Below are 16,871 nucleotides of genomic sequence, written 5' to 3'. Positions count from 1 at the left end.
CGTGAGAACGACTATGAAAAAGGCAAAAGTTATTTTCATTACCGGTGCATCCTCTGGAATGGGTAAAGACTCGGCAATGGACCTCATCAAGCAAGGTAACATCGTATATTGTGCAGCTCGCCGTGTTGATGAAATGGGCGACCTTGAACGAGCTGGTGGTTATGTTCTTCAATTGGATATCTCAAAAGAGGAAGATATCACGCGCTGTGTAAACCAAATCATCGCAGAGCAAGGTTGCATTGATGTTCTATGGAACAACGCTGGTTATGGGCTGTACGGCTCGGTAGAAGAAACTAGCCTTGATGACGCGAGATATCAGTTTGAAGTCAACGTGTTTGGACTTGCTCGTCTCACACAATTAGTCACGCCTTACATGCGGGAGGCGAAATCAGGCACCATCATCAATACTTCTTCTATTGGCGGTAAGATTTATGCACCGATGGGGGCTTGGTATCACGCAAGTAAACACGCTATTGAGGGCTTCAGTGACTGTTTGAGACTAGAACTGGAACCAAAAGGTATCAATGTTGTGGTGTTAGAGCCTGGAGCCATTAAAACAGAATTCCCTGAGGTCATGTCAAAACAAGTATTAGGCAACTCTGGCCATGGCCCTTATCAAGACTTAGCAAAACGAATGGCGAACTTGAGCCTTAAAGAGTCAGGTAAAGATGGTGCGGGCTCTCCTACTTCGGTGATCTCTAAAGTGGTACAAGAGATCCTCAACAACCCTAAACCAAAGACACGTTACGCAGCGGGTAAATTTTCGACTACAACACTGTTAATGAGACGTTTTCTAAGCGATAGAACGTTCGACCGAATTATCGATTTTATGGTGCGTTAATTTTAGCTCGTAAAACTTACATAACAATGGAGACTTGCCATGCCTATTTTTAGTTCTCACGCTCTACTTGCTGCAAGTATGTCAGCAAGCGCGATGCTTGGTGCAAAATCAGTTCATACCGAGATTATTATTCCTAGCGAACCAGAAAATGTGTGGCAAGTACTCACTGATATTGAGCGCTATCAAGAGTGGAACCCCGCAATTACTCTGGTCAGTGGTAAGCTTGAAGTTGGTAATAAAGTGACTTATTACTTTCAAGAGACAGAATCTAAAGGCGCGAATATATCTTCTGAAGTGATTGAGATAACACCTTCTACGCATCTCAACCATAAGGGCGGGATTTGGGGTGTGATCACTTTTGATCAGCACTACCATCTTGAATCTCACGAACTGGGCACAAAATTTACTATTCATGAGGACTACACTGGTGTATACGTCAATTTTTGGGACGAATCACACACTCGATTACAGTATCAAAAGATGGCGGATGCATTGAAGGTTCGCGTACTAGATTTATACCCAAGTGAGTAAATCGCCAGGTTAGTTATGTCAAATATCGTTCACATAAAAACCATTACGCAGGTACACAAAGCGCTTAGTTTACCTGCGCCTGCACATCCACTAATTTCATTGATCCAAATTGATGAAAGAGTAACGAATTACGACTACGGTGATGCTACTTATGTTTATGACTTTTATCAGATTTCGCTCAAGTCAGGCATTAGCGGTAAAATCACTTATGGTCGAAATCACTACGACTACGATCAAGGTAGCATGGTATTTTCGAAGCCAGGCCAAGCACATAACTATAGCGCGACCGAAGGAACTGAAGATGAGCAAGGCTGGGCGTTACTGTTTCATCCAGATTTGATTCGTCGCTCCGGCTTAGCAAGTCAAATGGAGAGCTACTCTTTCTTTTCTTACGACACCAATGAAGCACTGCACGTCTCAGAGCGAGAAAAGAACATATTGAGTGACTTAGTCCGCCAAGTTGAAGAAGAATACAGCCAGAACATTGATAAGCATACTCAACGTTTGATTGTTTCTAACATTGAACTCATTCTTAACTATTGTACTCGTTATTATGAACGCCAATTCCTTGTTCGCCAAAACCATAATCTTGATTTAATGGAAAAAGTTGACGGCATCTTAAGAGAATATTTTGAATCTAAGAAAGTGCTTGAAAACGGGCTACCAACAGTAAAATACCTCAGTGAGGCTATGTGTATGTCGAGCAGTTATCTCAGCGACATGATGAAAAATGCTACGGGTCGCAACGCGCAACAGTACATTCAAGATCATCTCATTGAACGAATCAAGAACGCTTTATTGAGCTCAAATGAGCAAATCAGCCAAATTGCTTATGGTCTAGGCTTTGAGTACCCACAACACCTTTCGAAGCTATTTAAAGCTAAGACAGGGATGACTCCGAATGAATATCGAAAATCGATAAACTAGTCCGTCAAATCCATTTTTGTTTGCTTTAGATATTGGTCCACCACGTCTGACCATAGATAGTAGTACTTGTAGAAGATGTCATGCCCCGATGCTCCGCTACCGAGTTGGTAGAATTTGAAATCGATATTGCCACCAGCGCTCTCATAAGACTCAGCAAAGGTTTTGATGGACTCATCCGAATAAAACGGGTCATTGCGTCCATAGATAAACAGTGTTGGTGTATCGAGTTGGCTTGCTGCTTCTTTGAAAATAGAGACATTGGGTGACACACCTTGTTTGATACAAGAATCGTCCACCCAGCCACCTGCAAAGTTAATCACCCCAGCAAAAGCATCTGGATGTTCTGAGGCATACTTCAACGACAGAACTCCGCCTCTCGAGTTCCCCGCTAACATAACCTTCTCTTTATCGACCCACGGTTGATTTAAGATGAACTGATACGATGCATCGAGAGACTCTGTCGCATACTCTATGCCTTCACGAATCCCGTTACCCTCACACGTGTATTGCTCTTTATAGCTCCCCTCTGAACCACCTCGACCTCTTCTCATCGGGATCACCAGCGCGATGTTTTTATCATTTAGATATTTCCCAAAGCCCCACGGATTGACCGTTTGTTTCGCGTATTCTTTGTCGCCACCTGTCGAACCATGGTTAAAGATAACTACTGGGAAAGGACCCTCGCCCTTTGGCTTATAAAGAGTTGCTTCTAAAACAATGTCGCTGTCCCATAGCAGGCCTTTATCCTTCATTGGGATTTGAATGCTCTGACCATAATCAGCGGCAATAACACCTGAGGAGAGACTTAAACAAGCTAGGCTTAAAACAAACAGACGATTTGTAAACATGGTGGACACTCGATAGCTAACGTATTGTTTTTAAGAGTAACTATCGATAGGCGCGCAGTTTGTGATCGGTGCTAATTATTACAACACCGGAACGTAGATATTGGATATGTTAGTGAGTTAAGTTATTGAGTAGCGTTACGCTTTATCTGTTCATTGAAGACGTTAATCTTCAGAAATCTGCAGACAGATCGCCTCTAGCGTTACGAACAGCACAGACTCAGATGGCTTACTTACAACAAGTTGCCAACTCACCTCGTCAGCTTGTTGCGATTTTATCATCAATTTACCACTACTTTTGGCCTTATTCAGCTGTTCTAAACTTCCTTGCCAAGAGAAAGACACATTCCCTGACAACACAGCGTAACTTGGAGAGCAATTCGCAGTTATCACATGCGAGTTGATTCCGTCCCCTAGTGTTTCCGTGCGTTTGGGAGTTAGCTCAATATCAATTCCTTTGTTAGAAACTTTTTTTAAATCAACCCCTCGCTCGTCAAAAAATGTAAGAGCACTATCAACTTGAGCGCTGCCAACAACGAGAGGAGCCGCTGGATCATACTGCTTGATATGTTCTTCGACCCACTCTTTAACTTGCGTGCGACTACTCGGTTGCGAGGTAGAAGCGCATGATGTAAGTACGAGAGTAAAGCATAAAGCGACTATTCGAATAAGCATGGTATTCCTTTGCAATAGTAAGTCCTATATCACTCCCGAAACCAAAGAATTTACCACAACTAAAGGGAGTAACTTGTTTAGCCTTATGCTACCACTTGGACTATTTTAATACTGCAGTTCCTCTGCATCATTGTGTACAGTTTTGTAGCTCAAGTGTTCAATTGTTATAGCTCCCACAGCTCATCAGAAAACTGAATTTTTTCGATGTTAATTAACACGTTCATCCCGTCACGACCGGTGAGCATGTCATTCAATTGAATCTTACCTTCTCCTAAATCGTGGATGTGATATTCACTTCGTGCACCGTGAACAATAACCGTATTCATTCCAGTATTGCCCGTCAAACGGTTGTCATGACCATTGAGTTCTATATTTGTATCCTTGCTTCCGGTCAGAGTCAGCTTGGTGAGATATTGAGAGTGATGTGTATATGGCACAGTAGCGTCATAGCGCATTTTGAAAGTACCGGTGAAGGTATCTGCAATGTACGCGTCATAGGTTAATGTTGGCGAGAAAATCTGTTCAGTTATGTAGAGGGCGTTAGGATCTTCTGTGGAGAAATCACTTCGAGTCTTAACACTGTACAGGTCCCACATGCCTTTTCCACTGTATGCACCCCAAAGGCCATAGTAGCTATCGATGATGGCAGCAAAGTACTCTTGGTCTACACTGACTTCTTGCTGCCACTCTTTCAGCGTATCTTCAGGTGGCGTATAGGATTGATTTAACGCTTGCTTCTGAATGGTATTAAATTCTCTTTGGAACTCTGGCAGTGCTGTTGCCCCTCCCTCAGGAGCATTGAGCACACCAATACCATAGTCATGCACGAGATGGAGAATCTCTTCATAGGAGGCGTCTCGATGATCTTCATAATCTTGTCGAACATACCAATCGCCGCCTTCAACCTGAATTTCCTCTTCGAATAGTGGCTGTCCATCGAGATCATCATTATATCTGGGCTCATCGTGATAGTTCATCAACTTCAAAATAGCCCCGTTATTCGCCATCGCATTAGCAATATCACGCTTAGAATCCTTATCGCCATATTTGGTCCCTGCAACTGGGGTTAGATAATGATTCAATACATTCACTGCTTTGACGATCTGATACTCACTCAGTCGGTCCATGATTAAGATATGAATCGACTTACCATTCGGGGCTTTCACTGAAACGTATCGGTTGTAGCCTGCTTTAGAATAGTCGGAGAATTGCGATGGAACGGCCTCAATCGATATGCCGTGAACTTGGGATGCAAGACCAATAGTTGGCTGGGATGTTGACTTACTTTGACTCGAACTGTTGCAGCCGGAAAGTAAAACCGCCGTGGTCACGGCGGCTAACGGTAGAATTTTCATGCGACACCTCATTACGCTCAACGAAGTATCAATGTACGAGAAAAGACCGAACCTATAAGTGATGGCAATAGCTATAAGACATTCCCATACAAACTCTTACAACAGTCTCCCTCCTACAACAATCCTCTCTTAGAGTACCTTTCACTTAGGTCAAGCACTCAGTACATAATGGTACGTAGCTCTACACTTTAAACTTATCAATAGCGAGCGTTAAGTCAGTCGCTTGGCTCGCGACTACCGTTGCAGATTGAGCATTTTCAGAAACCGCCCCAACGTTCACGCACGTTAAGTCTCGAATCGTATTCACGTTACGCGCGATCTCTTCAGATACACTGCTCTGTTGTTCCACAGCCAATGCGATCTGTGTGCTGCTATCCAAGATGTGTTTCATCTCTTCCATAATCGCTTTAATATGACTCAGTGCCTGCTCAGACATGTGAACACTGTCAGCACCTTTATGGCTACAAGACTGGATTGTCGATACCACGGTTTGGGTTTGTTGTTGTACCGCAGTGATGATCTCAGAAATCTCAGCCGTCGAGCGTTGTGTTTTGCCAGCCAGTGTTCTCACTTCATCGGCAACAACCGCAAAACCACGCCCCTGCTCTCCAGCTCTCGCCGCTTCTATCGCTGCATTCAACGCCAGTAAGTTCGTTTGCTCGGCTATCTCTCCAATAACATTCAATACAGAACTAATTTGGTCTGACAGCGCAACCAGATGATTCACTTCATCACTCGCACTCGATAAATCGCTAGATAGTTCAGTGATTGTATCGCGTGTTTCAACAATTTCATTAAAGCCCAATTGCGCATTGTCATAGCTTCGTTGAGTGTTATCAGCCGCACTCTCCGTAGTGTTCGCCACCTCTTTAATTGACTCACCCATTTCAGTGACAGCAGCAGCAACACCATCGGTTTCCAGTTGCTGACGATTCAATGCATTTTCTGTATCAACACTGCTCTGTTGCAGTTGAGTCGATGCAGCGCCAAGTTCACTCACACTTCCTTGAACGCGTGAGATAAGTCCTTGGACGCTCTCTAAAAGGATGTTTAGCTGACCCGCCATTTCTGAGATCTCATCATTACGATCAGTGTTAGCTTTCATGGTTAGATCGTGAGTATTCGCAATTGTCAGCATCATTTGGCTTAGCTGGCGAATATTGCCCTGAATGTTTTGAATCAAGATGTAGGAACCAAAGATAAGCATACCTGTAACCAACAGAACAGATAACATGATAAAGCGCTCAATGCTTTTCTGCTCTTGCGCTAACTCGGTATTTAGAGTCGATTCGATACCATGGAAGATCGTGAAGATTTCGGTAATTAAGGTTTTCATCTCTGAGTGCATTTCTGCGACAACGCTTAAATCGGTGTCACGATTGGCCACCGTAGTCTCAACGTCTTTGCGATAAAGCGTGATCTTTTGACGCAACGATGAGAGCTCAGAAACGTTAATACCTAACTCATCTAAGTCGTTCGTCAGTAATCCAGATAGCATTTGAAAGTCTGAATACTCACTTTTGAATGCATCTAATTTTGAGGTCGCAAATGAATCAGACAGATCTCGTTGAATCCGATCCATTTGTAAAAGAGACACTTCCATCTCTTTTACTTCAATTAAAGTCTTCTCTAATTTTAGAAGTTTTAGGTTAGCCAATTCGGTAATGGTAACAATGGCAATCAAGGCGAGAATAGAAAGGCCAGTTAAGCCAAACAGCTTTGTTTTTATAGTCATGTTGTGTCTCAAGGTCGCAAGCGTTCAATAACTACTTATTATTTATAAGGATTTTGGACGCTTTGTAACATTTTGTTACCGCAATGTCACCTATGCATTCACATGAACACAAAATTTATATTAATTCATTAATATAGCGAATGGCATTCACCGTCATTGAGCGAACAATAAACCGTCTTATTCGAGCATTGATTTAGTATTTATCGCAGACAAATCTCCCACCAATCGCGCAATTTTCTACAAAACAAAACTCAATTTTCTTCAATATCTCTCGCCGCTTTTTGACTAAATTATCAAACATCTTAGAGGTGCTTATTACAGCAAAGAGCACTGTTTTAAATGGAACCACGAAACAATAGAGTGAGACGTATCATGATGAAAAAAGCTTTAGTTACAGCAATTGCAAGTACAGTATTCGCTTCTAGCTCCTATGCAGACACTATCGTAAAACACACCACGCTAAAAACAGAGGTAGGTAACCTTGCCGCTAACATCTATCTCCCTGATGACGTTGAGAATCCACCAGTCGTCGTTGTTACCGGAGCTTGGACAACAGTAAAAGAGCAAATGCCAGCGACTTACGCGGAACACCTAGCAGAGCAAGGTTATGCCGCAATCACTTTTGATTTCCGAGGATGGGGTGAGTCAAAAGATAAACTGATAGAGCTGGAAGATCCGCAACGTAAAATTGCAGACATCAAAGCCGTTTTCGCATCTTTAGACCAAGTTAAAGGCATTGATGCATCAAAAGCATACGGCTTGGGTATCTGTGCATCATCAGGGTACATGCTTGATGCCGTGTTGGGTAACGAGGATGTGATTGCAGCTGCCGCTGTTGCACCTTGGTTGCACGATCGCACAATTGTAGATGCTATCTATGGCGGTGCTGATTCTGTAGCAAATCTAATCCAAACAGGTATTTCAGCTTTAACTAGCGATGAGCCACAAATCATCGAAGGTGCGAGCCTAACCAACCAAAATGCACTGATGTACAACGTGCCTTACTACACTGAAAAAGACCGCGGACTCATCCCAGAATGGGACAACGCATTTAACTTGGGCTCATGGGCTGGTTGGTTAACCTACGATGCTCACGCAACTGCGGCACAACAAGATAAGCCTGTTCTGCTCGTTGCTTCAGAAGCAATGGCTATCCCAGCGGGTACTCACGGCTATTTAGACAAAGCGGGCGACAACGTTGAAGCCGTATGGTTAGAAAACGTATCTCAGTTCGACTTCTATGATGTTGAAGAAGATGTTCAAGCATCAACAGACGCTGTCGTTCAGTTTTTTGACCGCAAGCTTTAGGAGTCGTTATGCTACGTAAAACTTTAACACTTGCACTAAGTGTCGCAGCGCTAAGCGCTCATGCAGGCGATTTGACTCGTGATGAAGCGAAAATAGCGCAAACTGCCAAGAGCATGGCAACACTCGCGGATCGAAACCTATTCGATGCCCTAGAGCAAATCTTCACGCCGACGGTTATCGTTGACTACACTTCTGCATTCGGAGGCGAGGTTTCAACAGTTAAGCGTGAAGACTTAATGAATAATTGGGAAGCACTGCTGCCAGGCTTTGATGTCACTTACCACGATCTAACGAACATCGATATTGAGCAAACTGGCAACAAAGCCGAAGTCAATGCGGACATCGTGGCAAGTCACTATATCGGTAAAGACGGTTTTTGGCAGATTTCAGGGTCGTACACCTTTGAAATGAAGAAAACGGATTCTGATTGGCAAATTTCCTCCCTGACTCTTAACGCCGGTGATGAAATCGGTTCTAGAGAAGTGCTAGGGCAAGCGATTGAAGCCGCAAAGGCCAAATAGTCATTCAGAAATACCAACACCCCCAAAAAATACCCTGAACATAATGTCAGGGTATTTTTCTTTGTATGCGCCGCATACGACACTACATGACATAACCATACAGACTGATACTTGAAGCAAGAGAGGTGGAAGTAAAAACTAGTAAGGAACAAGTATTCAAGATAGGAATTTGTTATGAACCACACCATTTTTCTAGGTTTATTGTGCATTGCGTTAAACGGATGCAGCCTAGATTCAGAACCCCAACACCTCTCTAATGAAACCGTTGCGACAAAGACAGTGTCTAACGATGGCTTATCGGTTTCTTTGCATTTCAAAGGAAAGGTAAATACTGATAATGAACAATTGGAATGGAACGAAACCTCACAAGAGCCCTACATAGCAGCAGCCAACAAGTGGTTATCTGTATTAAAAGGAATCGAAGGGAAAGAGCATCACAATGTTGATATCAACGTGTATGTTGAGCCTCTCGACAATGCCAATGGTATGGCTGGTCCAAATGAGGATGAAAAAGTAGGCCCATACTACTTTCCGCTGTCCGGCGAAATCATTATTGGCTCTCACACTTATCAGATCGGGTTCGATCAAAAAGAGTTTAACGCAAACATCGTACATGAAATGGGTCACGTTTTCGGCGTTGGATCTTACTCCTATGACTACACACATTACGATGAGAATCAAAAAGGTAATGTGTTCAGTGTCTATAACAGCGAATCTCTGAAAAGATACAATGAGCTGTACAACATGGCTTTGACGGCGTTACCGATTAGCGACGATGGTGGTCATTTATATGATTATGTCTGGCAAGGGGATAAAAAGCGTGTATTGGATGATTCTAAAAACAGTGACGCCAAAACCATCGCTCCGATGACTCAAGAGGTGATGAGCAATGGGTTTACCCTTGGGGTCATATCTGTCGCACTTTTGGATGATATCGGCTACATCGTCGACTATTCACAGGTCACTTCTTACGCTCCATAACCGGATTTCAATCACGAACAGTTGATGCGGTTAAGCTATTTATTCCGAAGTGAATCTTTGAATAAATATTATATGAAAAGCGTTATTTATTTTGTTGTCACGATACTTTAGACTGCCTTTAAAAGTTGTAAAAGATGAAACAAGGACAGACGATGAGCTCAACACAAATTTTAGACCAAGCATTGATCGAAAGCGGTCGCGATATCCCACTAACAGAGCTCCTTTTCGCTAAGCGAGTACTGGATAATTACCTAGCAGTAGCGAAAGAAACCAGCCCAACAGAACTGCTTGTAGAGATGCGCGAAGCAGCTAAGGGTGTTGAATACTTCAAAACGGAATCAAACCCGTGTGAAGCACGAAATGTGATTAGCAAAATGTTTGAAGCTATCGAAGATGCTCTTTCATTCGAAGACTTCAAGACCATCGCATCTAAGCCGCAACAAGCACTGCATGAACTTATCGAAGATAGAGCTCAACTCATCAAACATGAACGAGGCTTACTACTCGCTGCAGGCTACGACTTGTCTCGCGTATAAAATCAAAGGCCACTATTCAGTGGCCTTTACTTTATCTAGATTCACTCATCAATTTTCAATCGTCGGTCCACTTTGACGTGGAAAGTTAAGCCGGCTCGTTTCTAGGCAAAGCGAACAAGATATTATTGTGCGGATAGCACCTTGTTTTTCAATACTTCCTTAAGCTCTGTAGCGATGAAACTGGCATCCAGTGCGTCAAGGTTCGTTTGCACGAAATCCTCAGCTTGCCATTCAAAGACATCGTGTAGGAGCTGATACTCTTGGTTCAATGTCGTATTTGCTATCGTTCGAGCGTCTGTGTTGATGCTAATCTTTACTCCCGCTTTCTTTAGTTTATCTACAGAATGTTCTTCAATACTGCCAAAGACATTACAGACCAAATTACAACTCGGACAAACCTCCAACAAAATGCCATCTCGCTTCAACCTATCAATCACTTCAGATTGCTCAATACTGCGTACACCATGACCGATACGCGATACATTCAGCTTATCCAACACCTCTGTCACGCTGTCGGCACCTTTAGCCTCTCCAGCATGCGCAATAACATTTCCACCAGCCTCAATCACATGAGCAAATGCGGCAAGATGGTTATCTAGTGGGAAGCGGGCTTCATCAGCGGCTAAATCCAACCCAACAACCCCATCATCTTGAAAACGGGTGACCAACTTTGCCGTTTCCATGCTCTCGATTTCGCTAAAGTGGCGCAGCGTGCACAAAAGTAAACCAGCTTCAATCTCATACTCTTTGATGGCTTTGTGCATCGCCGCCAATGTAGTTTCTACAACCTCTTCAGCAGTTAACCCCAATCGCGTATGAAGAAGTGGAGCAAAACGAAGCTCGGCGTACACTACATTGTCCGCCTGAAACTGGTCAAAAAGATCATCGACAGCTCGTTCTATCGCTTGCTTCGTTTGCAAAATGTCCAACATGGGCGCGATTTTACTTAGAAAATCACCTAAGTCTTCACACTGCGTAGGTGCGATGAAGGTTTCTTGAAACTCTCTCATCCTCATTTCAGGGAATAGTTGACGGACGAAGTAGTAGCTTAGACAGGTATCAAGGTGTACATGCAGCTCAACTTTTGCAAGATTTTGAGGCGAAAATATAGTCATGATTGCACTCCTTAGAAAGACTTTGTGCTTAGCAACTTAAACAGTTTTTGTTTGAAGTACCCGTCTTTAATTTTGGTTATGACTTTAGCGTTCTGAGGTTTATGAGTCAGGTTTGTAGAGTCAATGACAAAATGGCCATAAGATTGCTCGCTTTTGTATTCGATCCATGAGTAAGCTTCGATGTAAGACTCCACGATATCAGGATATAAAGCGACCGCCATAGTCGTTGGATCAGGCAGATCAAAACCCACTCTGTCTGTACGACCTGCATTAAACTCCATCAGGACCTTGTTACAACGCACCGTAAATTCACCGAGCTCTCCCAATTGGTTAAGTTGTTTTATATCTTCTTCGCCAATAAACGCTTCACCCATACCAATTTCCCAACCAACAATGGTCAGTGGCAAGCCTGAATTCAATACAATATGAACTGCTTCAGCATCAACATAAAAATTAAACTCTGCCAATGGCGTAATATTACCAGGTGTCAGTCCAGCCCCTCCCATTACCGTCACTTGTTTTATATTATGAACGAACTCTGGATCTTTAAGCACCGCCATTGCCAAATTGGTTAACGGACCTAACGTCACTATTTCTAACTCACCTTTAAAGCAACGGGCATATTCAATCATGGCATCCACGGCATGTTGACTTTGCACGCTTAGATTCGGCTCCGCGAGATCCATATCGCCCATTCCATCTTCGCCATGAATATGATGAGAAGTAAAATGTTCTCGGAACAAAGGCTTAGTCATACCTGCGTATACCGGTGGTACATAAGTGCCTGCTCTTTCTACACAAATAAGGGCGTTGCGTTTGCATTGTGGTATTTCACAATTTCCCGCTACTGTTGTAATCGCTTCTACATGCACATCTGGCTCTCGCAAAGCCATTAGCAACGCAACTGCATCGTCAGAAGCAGTGTCAGTATCAATCAGTAAGTGTCTCATTGTCTCTCGTCCTCTTGTTATTGGTATAGCAAGAGACTATGCGTGCACCTTGGTTCAAAAAAGGTCATTTGTCCTTTTTTATAAACAATCTAAAACGCACTATTGGGCCATAAACACAGCAAAGACGGTCAACACCACATATATCAATACGTGATAAAAGAGGAACAATGATGAACAATAACCAAGTATTCGTGTTTGGCTCTTATAATGTCGACATGGTTTCAATCGTGGAGGAATTCCCGCTTCCAGGACAAAGCATAACCGGAAAAGGATTTAGTTTAGGTAGCGGTGGTAAAGGCGCAAATCAAGCTTTTGCAGCGCAACAAAACGGAGCCGAAGTAACATTTTTAGGAAAAATAGGGAAAGACCAATTTTCAGATTTTGCTCGACAAGAATTGAATAAGTGCCACTTTTCCTATCTACACTTATTGGAAAGCGAAGACACACCCACGGGAATGGCCAACATCTTCGTTAGAGAATCTGATAAAGAAAACTTCCTCGCTATTAATCTGGGCGCAAACGGACAAGTCTCAAAAGATGAAATAGCCCCGTTCTTACAAAAAATAGCTAAAAGTGACGTGCTACTTGTTCAACTAGAGAATAATGTAGACGCGACATTGGAAACGGTGAAAATAGCCAAAAGTCATGGCGTCATGACCATCTTGAACCCAGCGCCATATTCTAAGCAAGTGGCTGAATTGCTGCCCTATACTGACATTCTAACTCCCAACCAAACAGAAGCGGAAAAGCTCACTGGTATTGATATTAACAGCTTAGATGATGCTAAGATGGCGGCTCGAATCTTACATAGCATTGATAAAATTGCTAAGGTCGTCATTACTTTAGGCGCACTCGGTGCTCTCACGTTCGACGGCCAAAATTTTCATTTTGTAGAAAGTTTTAAAGCAGAACCCATTGATACCACCGGAGCGGGAGATGCCTTTAATGGTGCCCTCGCCGCCCAAATTGCCCAAGGCACAACGCTTCAAGATGCGGCACGCTATGCCACAGCTTATGCATCACTTGCGGTTGAACGACAAGGGGCTTCAAATATGCCAGAAAGTCATTGGGTACACCAACGATTAGCGACACCAAAAACTAGCACCTCTGATTAAAAGCAAAGAAATAAAAGGACGATCATAATGGAAAAGCCAATGGATAGAGAGTTAGTTTCGACATTTATTCATGCTTATTCGTTAGATCGTCACTTGCCACCTCAACTTCTCGAAGGAATTCGGGTGACCAAGCTTCAAGCTGGTGAATATCTCATTGCACAGGGTAGTGTATTGAGCAAACTATATCTGGTCGTTGAAGGGAAACTTCAAGTTGAGCATTATGAAAGGGATGGCAATCGTGCCGTTTTCTCTATTGAAACAGCCTTCAGTGTTATTGGAGACTTGGAACTTTTCCACCAACATATTGGGGGAACCGTTAGTACCGTAAAGGCACTATCGGAGACTTATATTCTAGAACTACCGATTCACAAAGTGGAAAAATATGGGTTAAATGACCCTGCATTCTTACGCTTCATGTGTCAGCAACTCAGCCAAAAGCTATACAACTCATCTCAGCTTCACTCGAATGCTGCATTCAAAGCTATATTCAAGGTGCGCAAGTACCTTGCTTATCGAGCAGAATCAGAAGGTGCCACAATAAGGCTAGAAAAGAGAGAGTCCATTGCGGCAATGCTGGGAATTTCAGTTCGCCAACTTAATCGTTCACTGAAGAATTTGGCAGAAAAAGAGCTCATTAACTACAAAAATAAGACCGTACTTATCCTAAACCAAGACAAACTGTCCGATATCAGTCCGACCGATTTTGAGTAATGTTTCTTATTCGGTTACCCCAAAATACTAACGAGCCATATCATGATCGAAAAATTGCAGAGCATCATTCAATTTCTTCACCAAGCTGAGAAGTTGAAATCAACATTAAGAACAGCGTGGACAGAAACAGGACGCCAAGAAAGTACAGCGGAACATTCATGGCGACTCTCATTACTCGCCATGTTACTTGCAGATGAATATCCAGAGCTCGATAGTTTAAAAATTCTTAAGCTCTGTATCATTCATGACCTTGCTGAAGCAGTAAACGGCGATATCCCTGCCCCATTACAACATCAAACGCCCAATAAAAGTGAACAAGAAAAACTCGATCTATTGGCTTTAACTTTTCCCCTTGAAGATAACCAGAGAAATGAGGTCATTGCTCTTTGGGAAGAGTATGAGCACGCAGGCTCAGAAGAGGCAAAGCTGGTTAAAGCATTAGATAAAATAGAAACCATGCTGCAACACAATCAAGGGCTTAACCCGAGTGATTTTGACTACGCCTTTAATCTAACTTACGGAAAAAAGCACACAGAATACGATGATCTCACTAGGCAGTTCCGTTCTCTAATTGACCAAAGAACCAGTCAAAATTTGCAGTCGCGTTAAGAGGTAATTACCACGACTGCATAGTTCGCCTTTGTCACCGTTGCTATGCATTCTCTGTATCGTAGCGATCTCGCGCTTTCTTGATATTGTCTTGGTTATCTCCAGCCCATACCACCAGTTGATAGAGAGGTTTTACGATCTCTCTACCCATATCCGTCAGGCAATACTCAACCTTAACTGGCACTTCCGGATAGACGGTACGATTCACATAACCATCGCGCTCGAGATCCCTCAGCGTTTGCGTCAGCATTCGTTGTGAGATGCCTTCAATTCTCGATTTCAGAGAGTTGAATCGGTCTTCCCCATCCACCAGCGCAAACAAGATCAGCAATGACCATTTATCACCGATATGTGCAACCACGTTTCGAATTGGGCAGTCTTCATTGTTATGAAAAATACGTCTGTCTGACTTTGGCTTCGCCATCATTTACTCCAGTTTAGGAAGGTGAACTCTTGTCTATAGGTTACCAAAATGTGCCTAGGGCATGTTTCGGTGCGTTCTTGTACAGTAGGTTACTATTAATTACTATGGTTATCAATGTATACCTAATCAAGAAAAACAACGGAGTGAACCATGTTTAAAGCACTGACCTCATTTATCCTGTTACTGGCAAGCACGACCGCTTTCGCGCAGGCTTCAGATAAAATCATCATCGACTTACCTTCATTACAAAAATCAAACTGGTCTGAGCAAGAGCTAAACAATGCGAAGATCATTACTGACTTCGTTCAAAACCTGATGAATAACCATGACTTTGATTATGTTCTAACTCATTACAACGATAGTTCATACATCCAACACAACCGAAACCTACCCGATAAAATCACGGGTCTAGTTGGCTTTCTACAAGAGTTCGTTGAGGAGTACCCAGACTATACCTACGACGTAAAACACATCTACGTTGATGGTGATTACGTTATTTTCCACTCTCACGCGACATTAAACGCAGAAGACAGAGGAAACGACGAGAAAGGGATGAACATTATTGATAAGTGGCGCTTGGAAGATGGAAGAATTGTTGAGCACTGGGATTCAATCCAAGCACTGGATTTTTCGATGAGACTGTATTCGCTTATTAGTGGTGGAGATATCGCAAACTCAAATGGGGTTTTCTAAACAGTGTAGCCTAGGCTCGTCAAAGGAGACTCCTCTCCAACGAGCCTATACACCTTTATGCGCGACCAATGTTCGTTTCAATGGCTTGCCACATCGCGGCCGGGTTTGAGTACATTGGGAAATGGCCGCAAAAAGGAATCTCGGCCAGTACAACACCCTGATCTTGAATGTGCTTAAGGTAAGATAAATGCTTGTTCTGTTCGCCAAACATAAACATTTTCGGCAGAGGCAGCCCTAGGAACTTGTCCATCAACTTGCCGTGATCAGACAGCTCAACCATAGACGTAAAGATGCTGCGCACGGCATCGACTTTCACCTTGAAAGGAAGGCTTGCTGCATAAAGGGCGCTCGCGTAATCCGACGAACGACTGGTGCGTTCAATGAAATCGTTGAAGAATGCTTGATCGCTGTCTCGATCGTAATCGACAATCTGACGACTCAAAAAGCAATCTTCAGGCGCGATGTTCCCTTCGATATCGGTAAAACTAGCAATCCTTTCTGGGATTAACGTCGCCAGCATAAGAGCAGTTAACCCTCCCATAGAATGACCAACAACATGTACACGCTCAAAATCCATCGCTTCAAGTGCTTTGAGGGCGGTTTTCACAAGGAACGTAATATCCACCTTATGTAAGTTTTTACACTGAGTTTGACCGAAACCTGGTGCATCGTAAGCTAAGAATGGGTGCCCGTCGAATTGAGAGAAATTGACTATCCCAGTGTAGTCTTCCTTAGTTGACCCAAAACCATGCAGAAACAAAATCGGTGTTTTGTCGCCCTCTCGAGTCACGGCTGACAACTCGACTTGCTCGCCATCGACTTCAAATGACAGTGTTTGCTTTCGTCTCTCGTGCACCATACTTCCTCTCTTAGTGATCATGTGATTGTTCTTTTATTTAACTGCTAGTATTAAGCCGATATACTGATAGGTAAATTACTTTATTAATAACCCTGTGATACAAAATTAGTATCACAGAAGACCGTAAGATTCTTTATCAT

19 protein-coding genes are annotated in these 16,871 nt (G+C 43.1%); 11 read left to right on the top strand and 8 right to left on the bottom strand.

What is annotated here, in order from left to right:
• Positions 1-13 precede the first annotated feature (13 nt).
• The 3 genes from FIV04_RS24075 to FIV04_RS24065 are packed head-to-tail and all read left to right on the top strand — an operon-like array spanning position 14 to position 2,299.
• Positions 14-841: an oxidoreductase gene (locus FIV04_RS24075; RefSeq protein WP_152470931.1), complete on the top strand. Its 828-nt coding sequence runs from the start codon at positions 14-16 to the stop codon at positions 839-841.
• A gap of 39 nt (positions 842-880) precedes the next feature.
• On the top strand, positions 881-1,372 hold the full coding sequence (locus FIV04_RS24070; protein ID WP_152470930.1) for an SRPBCC family protein: 492 nt from the start codon (positions 881-883) through the stop codon (positions 1,370-1,372).
• A gap of 15 nt (positions 1,373-1,387) precedes the next feature.
• Positions 1,388-2,299 carry an AraC family transcriptional regulator gene (locus FIV04_RS24065; RefSeq protein WP_152470929.1) on the top strand — a complete coding sequence of 304 codons (912 nt, stop codon included), beginning with the start codon at positions 1,388-1,390 and terminating at the stop codon, positions 2,297-2,299.
• Here the strand turns inward: FIV04_RS24065 and FIV04_RS24060 are convergent.
• The 4 genes from FIV04_RS24060 to FIV04_RS24045 all read right to left on the bottom strand — a co-directional run bounded on the left by FIV04_RS24060 (position 2,296) and on the right by FIV04_RS24045 (position 6,909).
• Positions 2,296-3,147: a dienelactone hydrolase family protein gene (locus tag FIV04_RS24060; RefSeq protein WP_152470928.1), complete on the bottom strand. Its 852-nt coding sequence runs from the start codon at positions 3,145-3,147 to the stop codon at positions 2,296-2,298. The genes FIV04_RS24065 and FIV04_RS24060 overlap by 4 nt on opposite strands.
• A 162-nt stretch (positions 3,148-3,309) precedes the next feature.
• The gene (locus FIV04_RS24055; RefSeq protein ID WP_152470927.1) at positions 3,310-3,819 is read right to left on the bottom strand and encodes a hypothetical protein; all 510 of its coding nucleotides are present in this window, start codon (positions 3,817-3,819) and stop codon (positions 3,310-3,312) included.
• Positions 3,820-3,983: 164 nt separating this feature from the next.
• Entirely contained in the window at positions 3,984-5,174 is a 1,191-nt protein-coding gene (locus tag FIV04_RS24050) for a hypothetical protein (RefSeq protein WP_152470926.1), read from the bottom strand.
• Positions 5,175-5,355: 181 nt separating this feature from the next.
• The gene (locus FIV04_RS24045) at positions 5,356-6,909 is read right to left on the bottom strand and encodes a methyl-accepting chemotaxis protein (RefSeq protein WP_150872952.1); all 1,554 of its coding nucleotides are present in this window, start codon (positions 6,907-6,909) and stop codon (positions 5,356-5,358) included.
• Between the two features lie 372 nt (positions 6,910-7,281).
• On the opposite strand from FIV04_RS24045, the gene FIV04_RS24040 reads away from it, so the two are divergent.
• From FIV04_RS24040 to FIV04_RS24025, 4 genes are all read left to right on the top strand, one after another.
• Positions 7,282-8,217: an alpha/beta hydrolase gene (locus FIV04_RS24040; RefSeq protein ID WP_152470925.1), complete on the top strand. Its 936-nt coding sequence runs from the start codon at positions 7,282-7,284 to the stop codon at positions 8,215-8,217.
• Between the two features lie 8 nt (positions 8,218-8,225).
• Positions 8,226-8,738, top strand: a complete 513-nt coding sequence (locus FIV04_RS24035; protein ID WP_152470924.1) for a nuclear transport factor 2 family protein — start codon at positions 8,226-8,228, stop codon at positions 8,736-8,738.
• 174 nt (positions 8,739-8,912) lie between these two features.
• Positions 8,913-9,719, top strand: coding sequence for a hypothetical protein (locus tag FIV04_RS24030; RefSeq protein ID WP_152470923.1), 807 nt, complete (start codon positions 8,913-8,915; stop codon positions 9,717-9,719).
• 152 nt (positions 9,720-9,871) lie between these two features.
• The gene (locus tag FIV04_RS24025) at positions 9,872-10,255 is read left to right on the top strand and encodes a hypothetical protein (RefSeq protein WP_032551789.1); all 384 of its coding nucleotides are present in this window, start codon (positions 9,872-9,874) and stop codon (positions 10,253-10,255) included.
• A 122-nt stretch (positions 10,256-10,377) separates the two neighbouring features.
• Here FIV04_RS24025 and add read toward each other — a convergent pair whose 3' ends face one another.
• Both add and FIV04_RS24015 read right to left on the bottom strand, forming a co-directional pair.
• Complete coding sequence (gene add, locus FIV04_RS24020; RefSeq protein ID WP_152470922.1) at positions 10,378-11,370, bottom strand: adenosine deaminase; 993 nt, start codon at positions 11,368-11,370, stop codon at positions 10,378-10,380.
• Positions 11,371-11,381: 11 nt separating this feature from the next.
• On the bottom strand, positions 11,382-12,320 hold the full coding sequence (locus tag FIV04_RS24015) for a nucleoside hydrolase (RefSeq protein WP_152470921.1): 939 nt from the start codon (positions 12,318-12,320) through the stop codon (positions 11,382-11,384).
• 167 nt (positions 12,321-12,487) lie between these two features.
• Here FIV04_RS24015 and FIV04_RS24010 point away from each other — a divergent pair, with 167 nt between their 5' ends.
• Genes FIV04_RS24010 through FIV04_RS24000 form a run of 3 tightly spaced genes read left to right on the top strand, consistent with a single transcriptional unit; the run spans position 12,488 to position 14,755 of the window.
• Entirely contained in the window at positions 12,488-13,435 is a 948-nt protein-coding gene (locus FIV04_RS24010) for a ribokinase (RefSeq protein ID WP_152470920.1), read from the top strand.
• Between the two features lie 27 nt (positions 13,436-13,462).
• The gene (locus FIV04_RS24005; RefSeq protein ID WP_152470919.1) at positions 13,463-14,146 is read left to right on the top strand and encodes a Crp/Fnr family transcriptional regulator; all 684 of its coding nucleotides are present in this window, start codon (positions 13,463-13,465) and stop codon (positions 14,144-14,146) included.
• Between the two features lie 42 nt (positions 14,147-14,188).
• The gene (locus FIV04_RS24000) at positions 14,189-14,755 is read left to right on the top strand and encodes an HD family hydrolase (RefSeq protein ID WP_152470918.1); all 567 of its coding nucleotides are present in this window, start codon (positions 14,189-14,191) and stop codon (positions 14,753-14,755) included.
• A 43-nt stretch (positions 14,756-14,798) separates the two neighbouring features.
• Here FIV04_RS24000 and FIV04_RS23995 read toward each other — a convergent pair whose 3' ends face one another.
• On the bottom strand, positions 14,799-15,182 hold the full coding sequence (locus tag FIV04_RS23995; protein ID WP_150897484.1) for a helix-turn-helix domain-containing protein: 384 nt from the start codon (positions 15,180-15,182) through the stop codon (positions 14,799-14,801).
• Positions 15,183-15,329: 147 nt separating this feature from the next.
• Between FIV04_RS23995 and FIV04_RS23990 the strand changes: the two genes are divergently transcribed.
• Entirely contained in the window at positions 15,330-15,872 is a 543-nt protein-coding gene (locus tag FIV04_RS23990; RefSeq protein WP_150872958.1) for a nuclear transport factor 2 family protein, read from the top strand.
• A gap of 55 nt (positions 15,873-15,927) precedes the next feature.
• Here FIV04_RS23990 and FIV04_RS23985 read toward each other — a convergent pair whose 3' ends face one another.
• On the bottom strand, positions 15,928-16,752 hold the full coding sequence (locus FIV04_RS23985; RefSeq protein ID WP_253895592.1) for an alpha/beta fold hydrolase: 825 nt from the start codon (positions 16,750-16,752) through the stop codon (positions 15,928-15,930).
• Positions 16,753-16,871: the final 119 nt, after the last annotated feature.

The organism is Vibrio sp. THAF190c (assembly GCF_009363355.1).
GTDB classification, from domain to species: Bacteria; Pseudomonadota; Gammaproteobacteria; order Enterobacterales; family Vibrionaceae; genus Vibrio; species Vibrio fortis_A.
The sequence above is the reverse complement of the archived record's forward strand: the minus strand, read 5'-3'. Positions and strand labels throughout refer to the sequence as shown.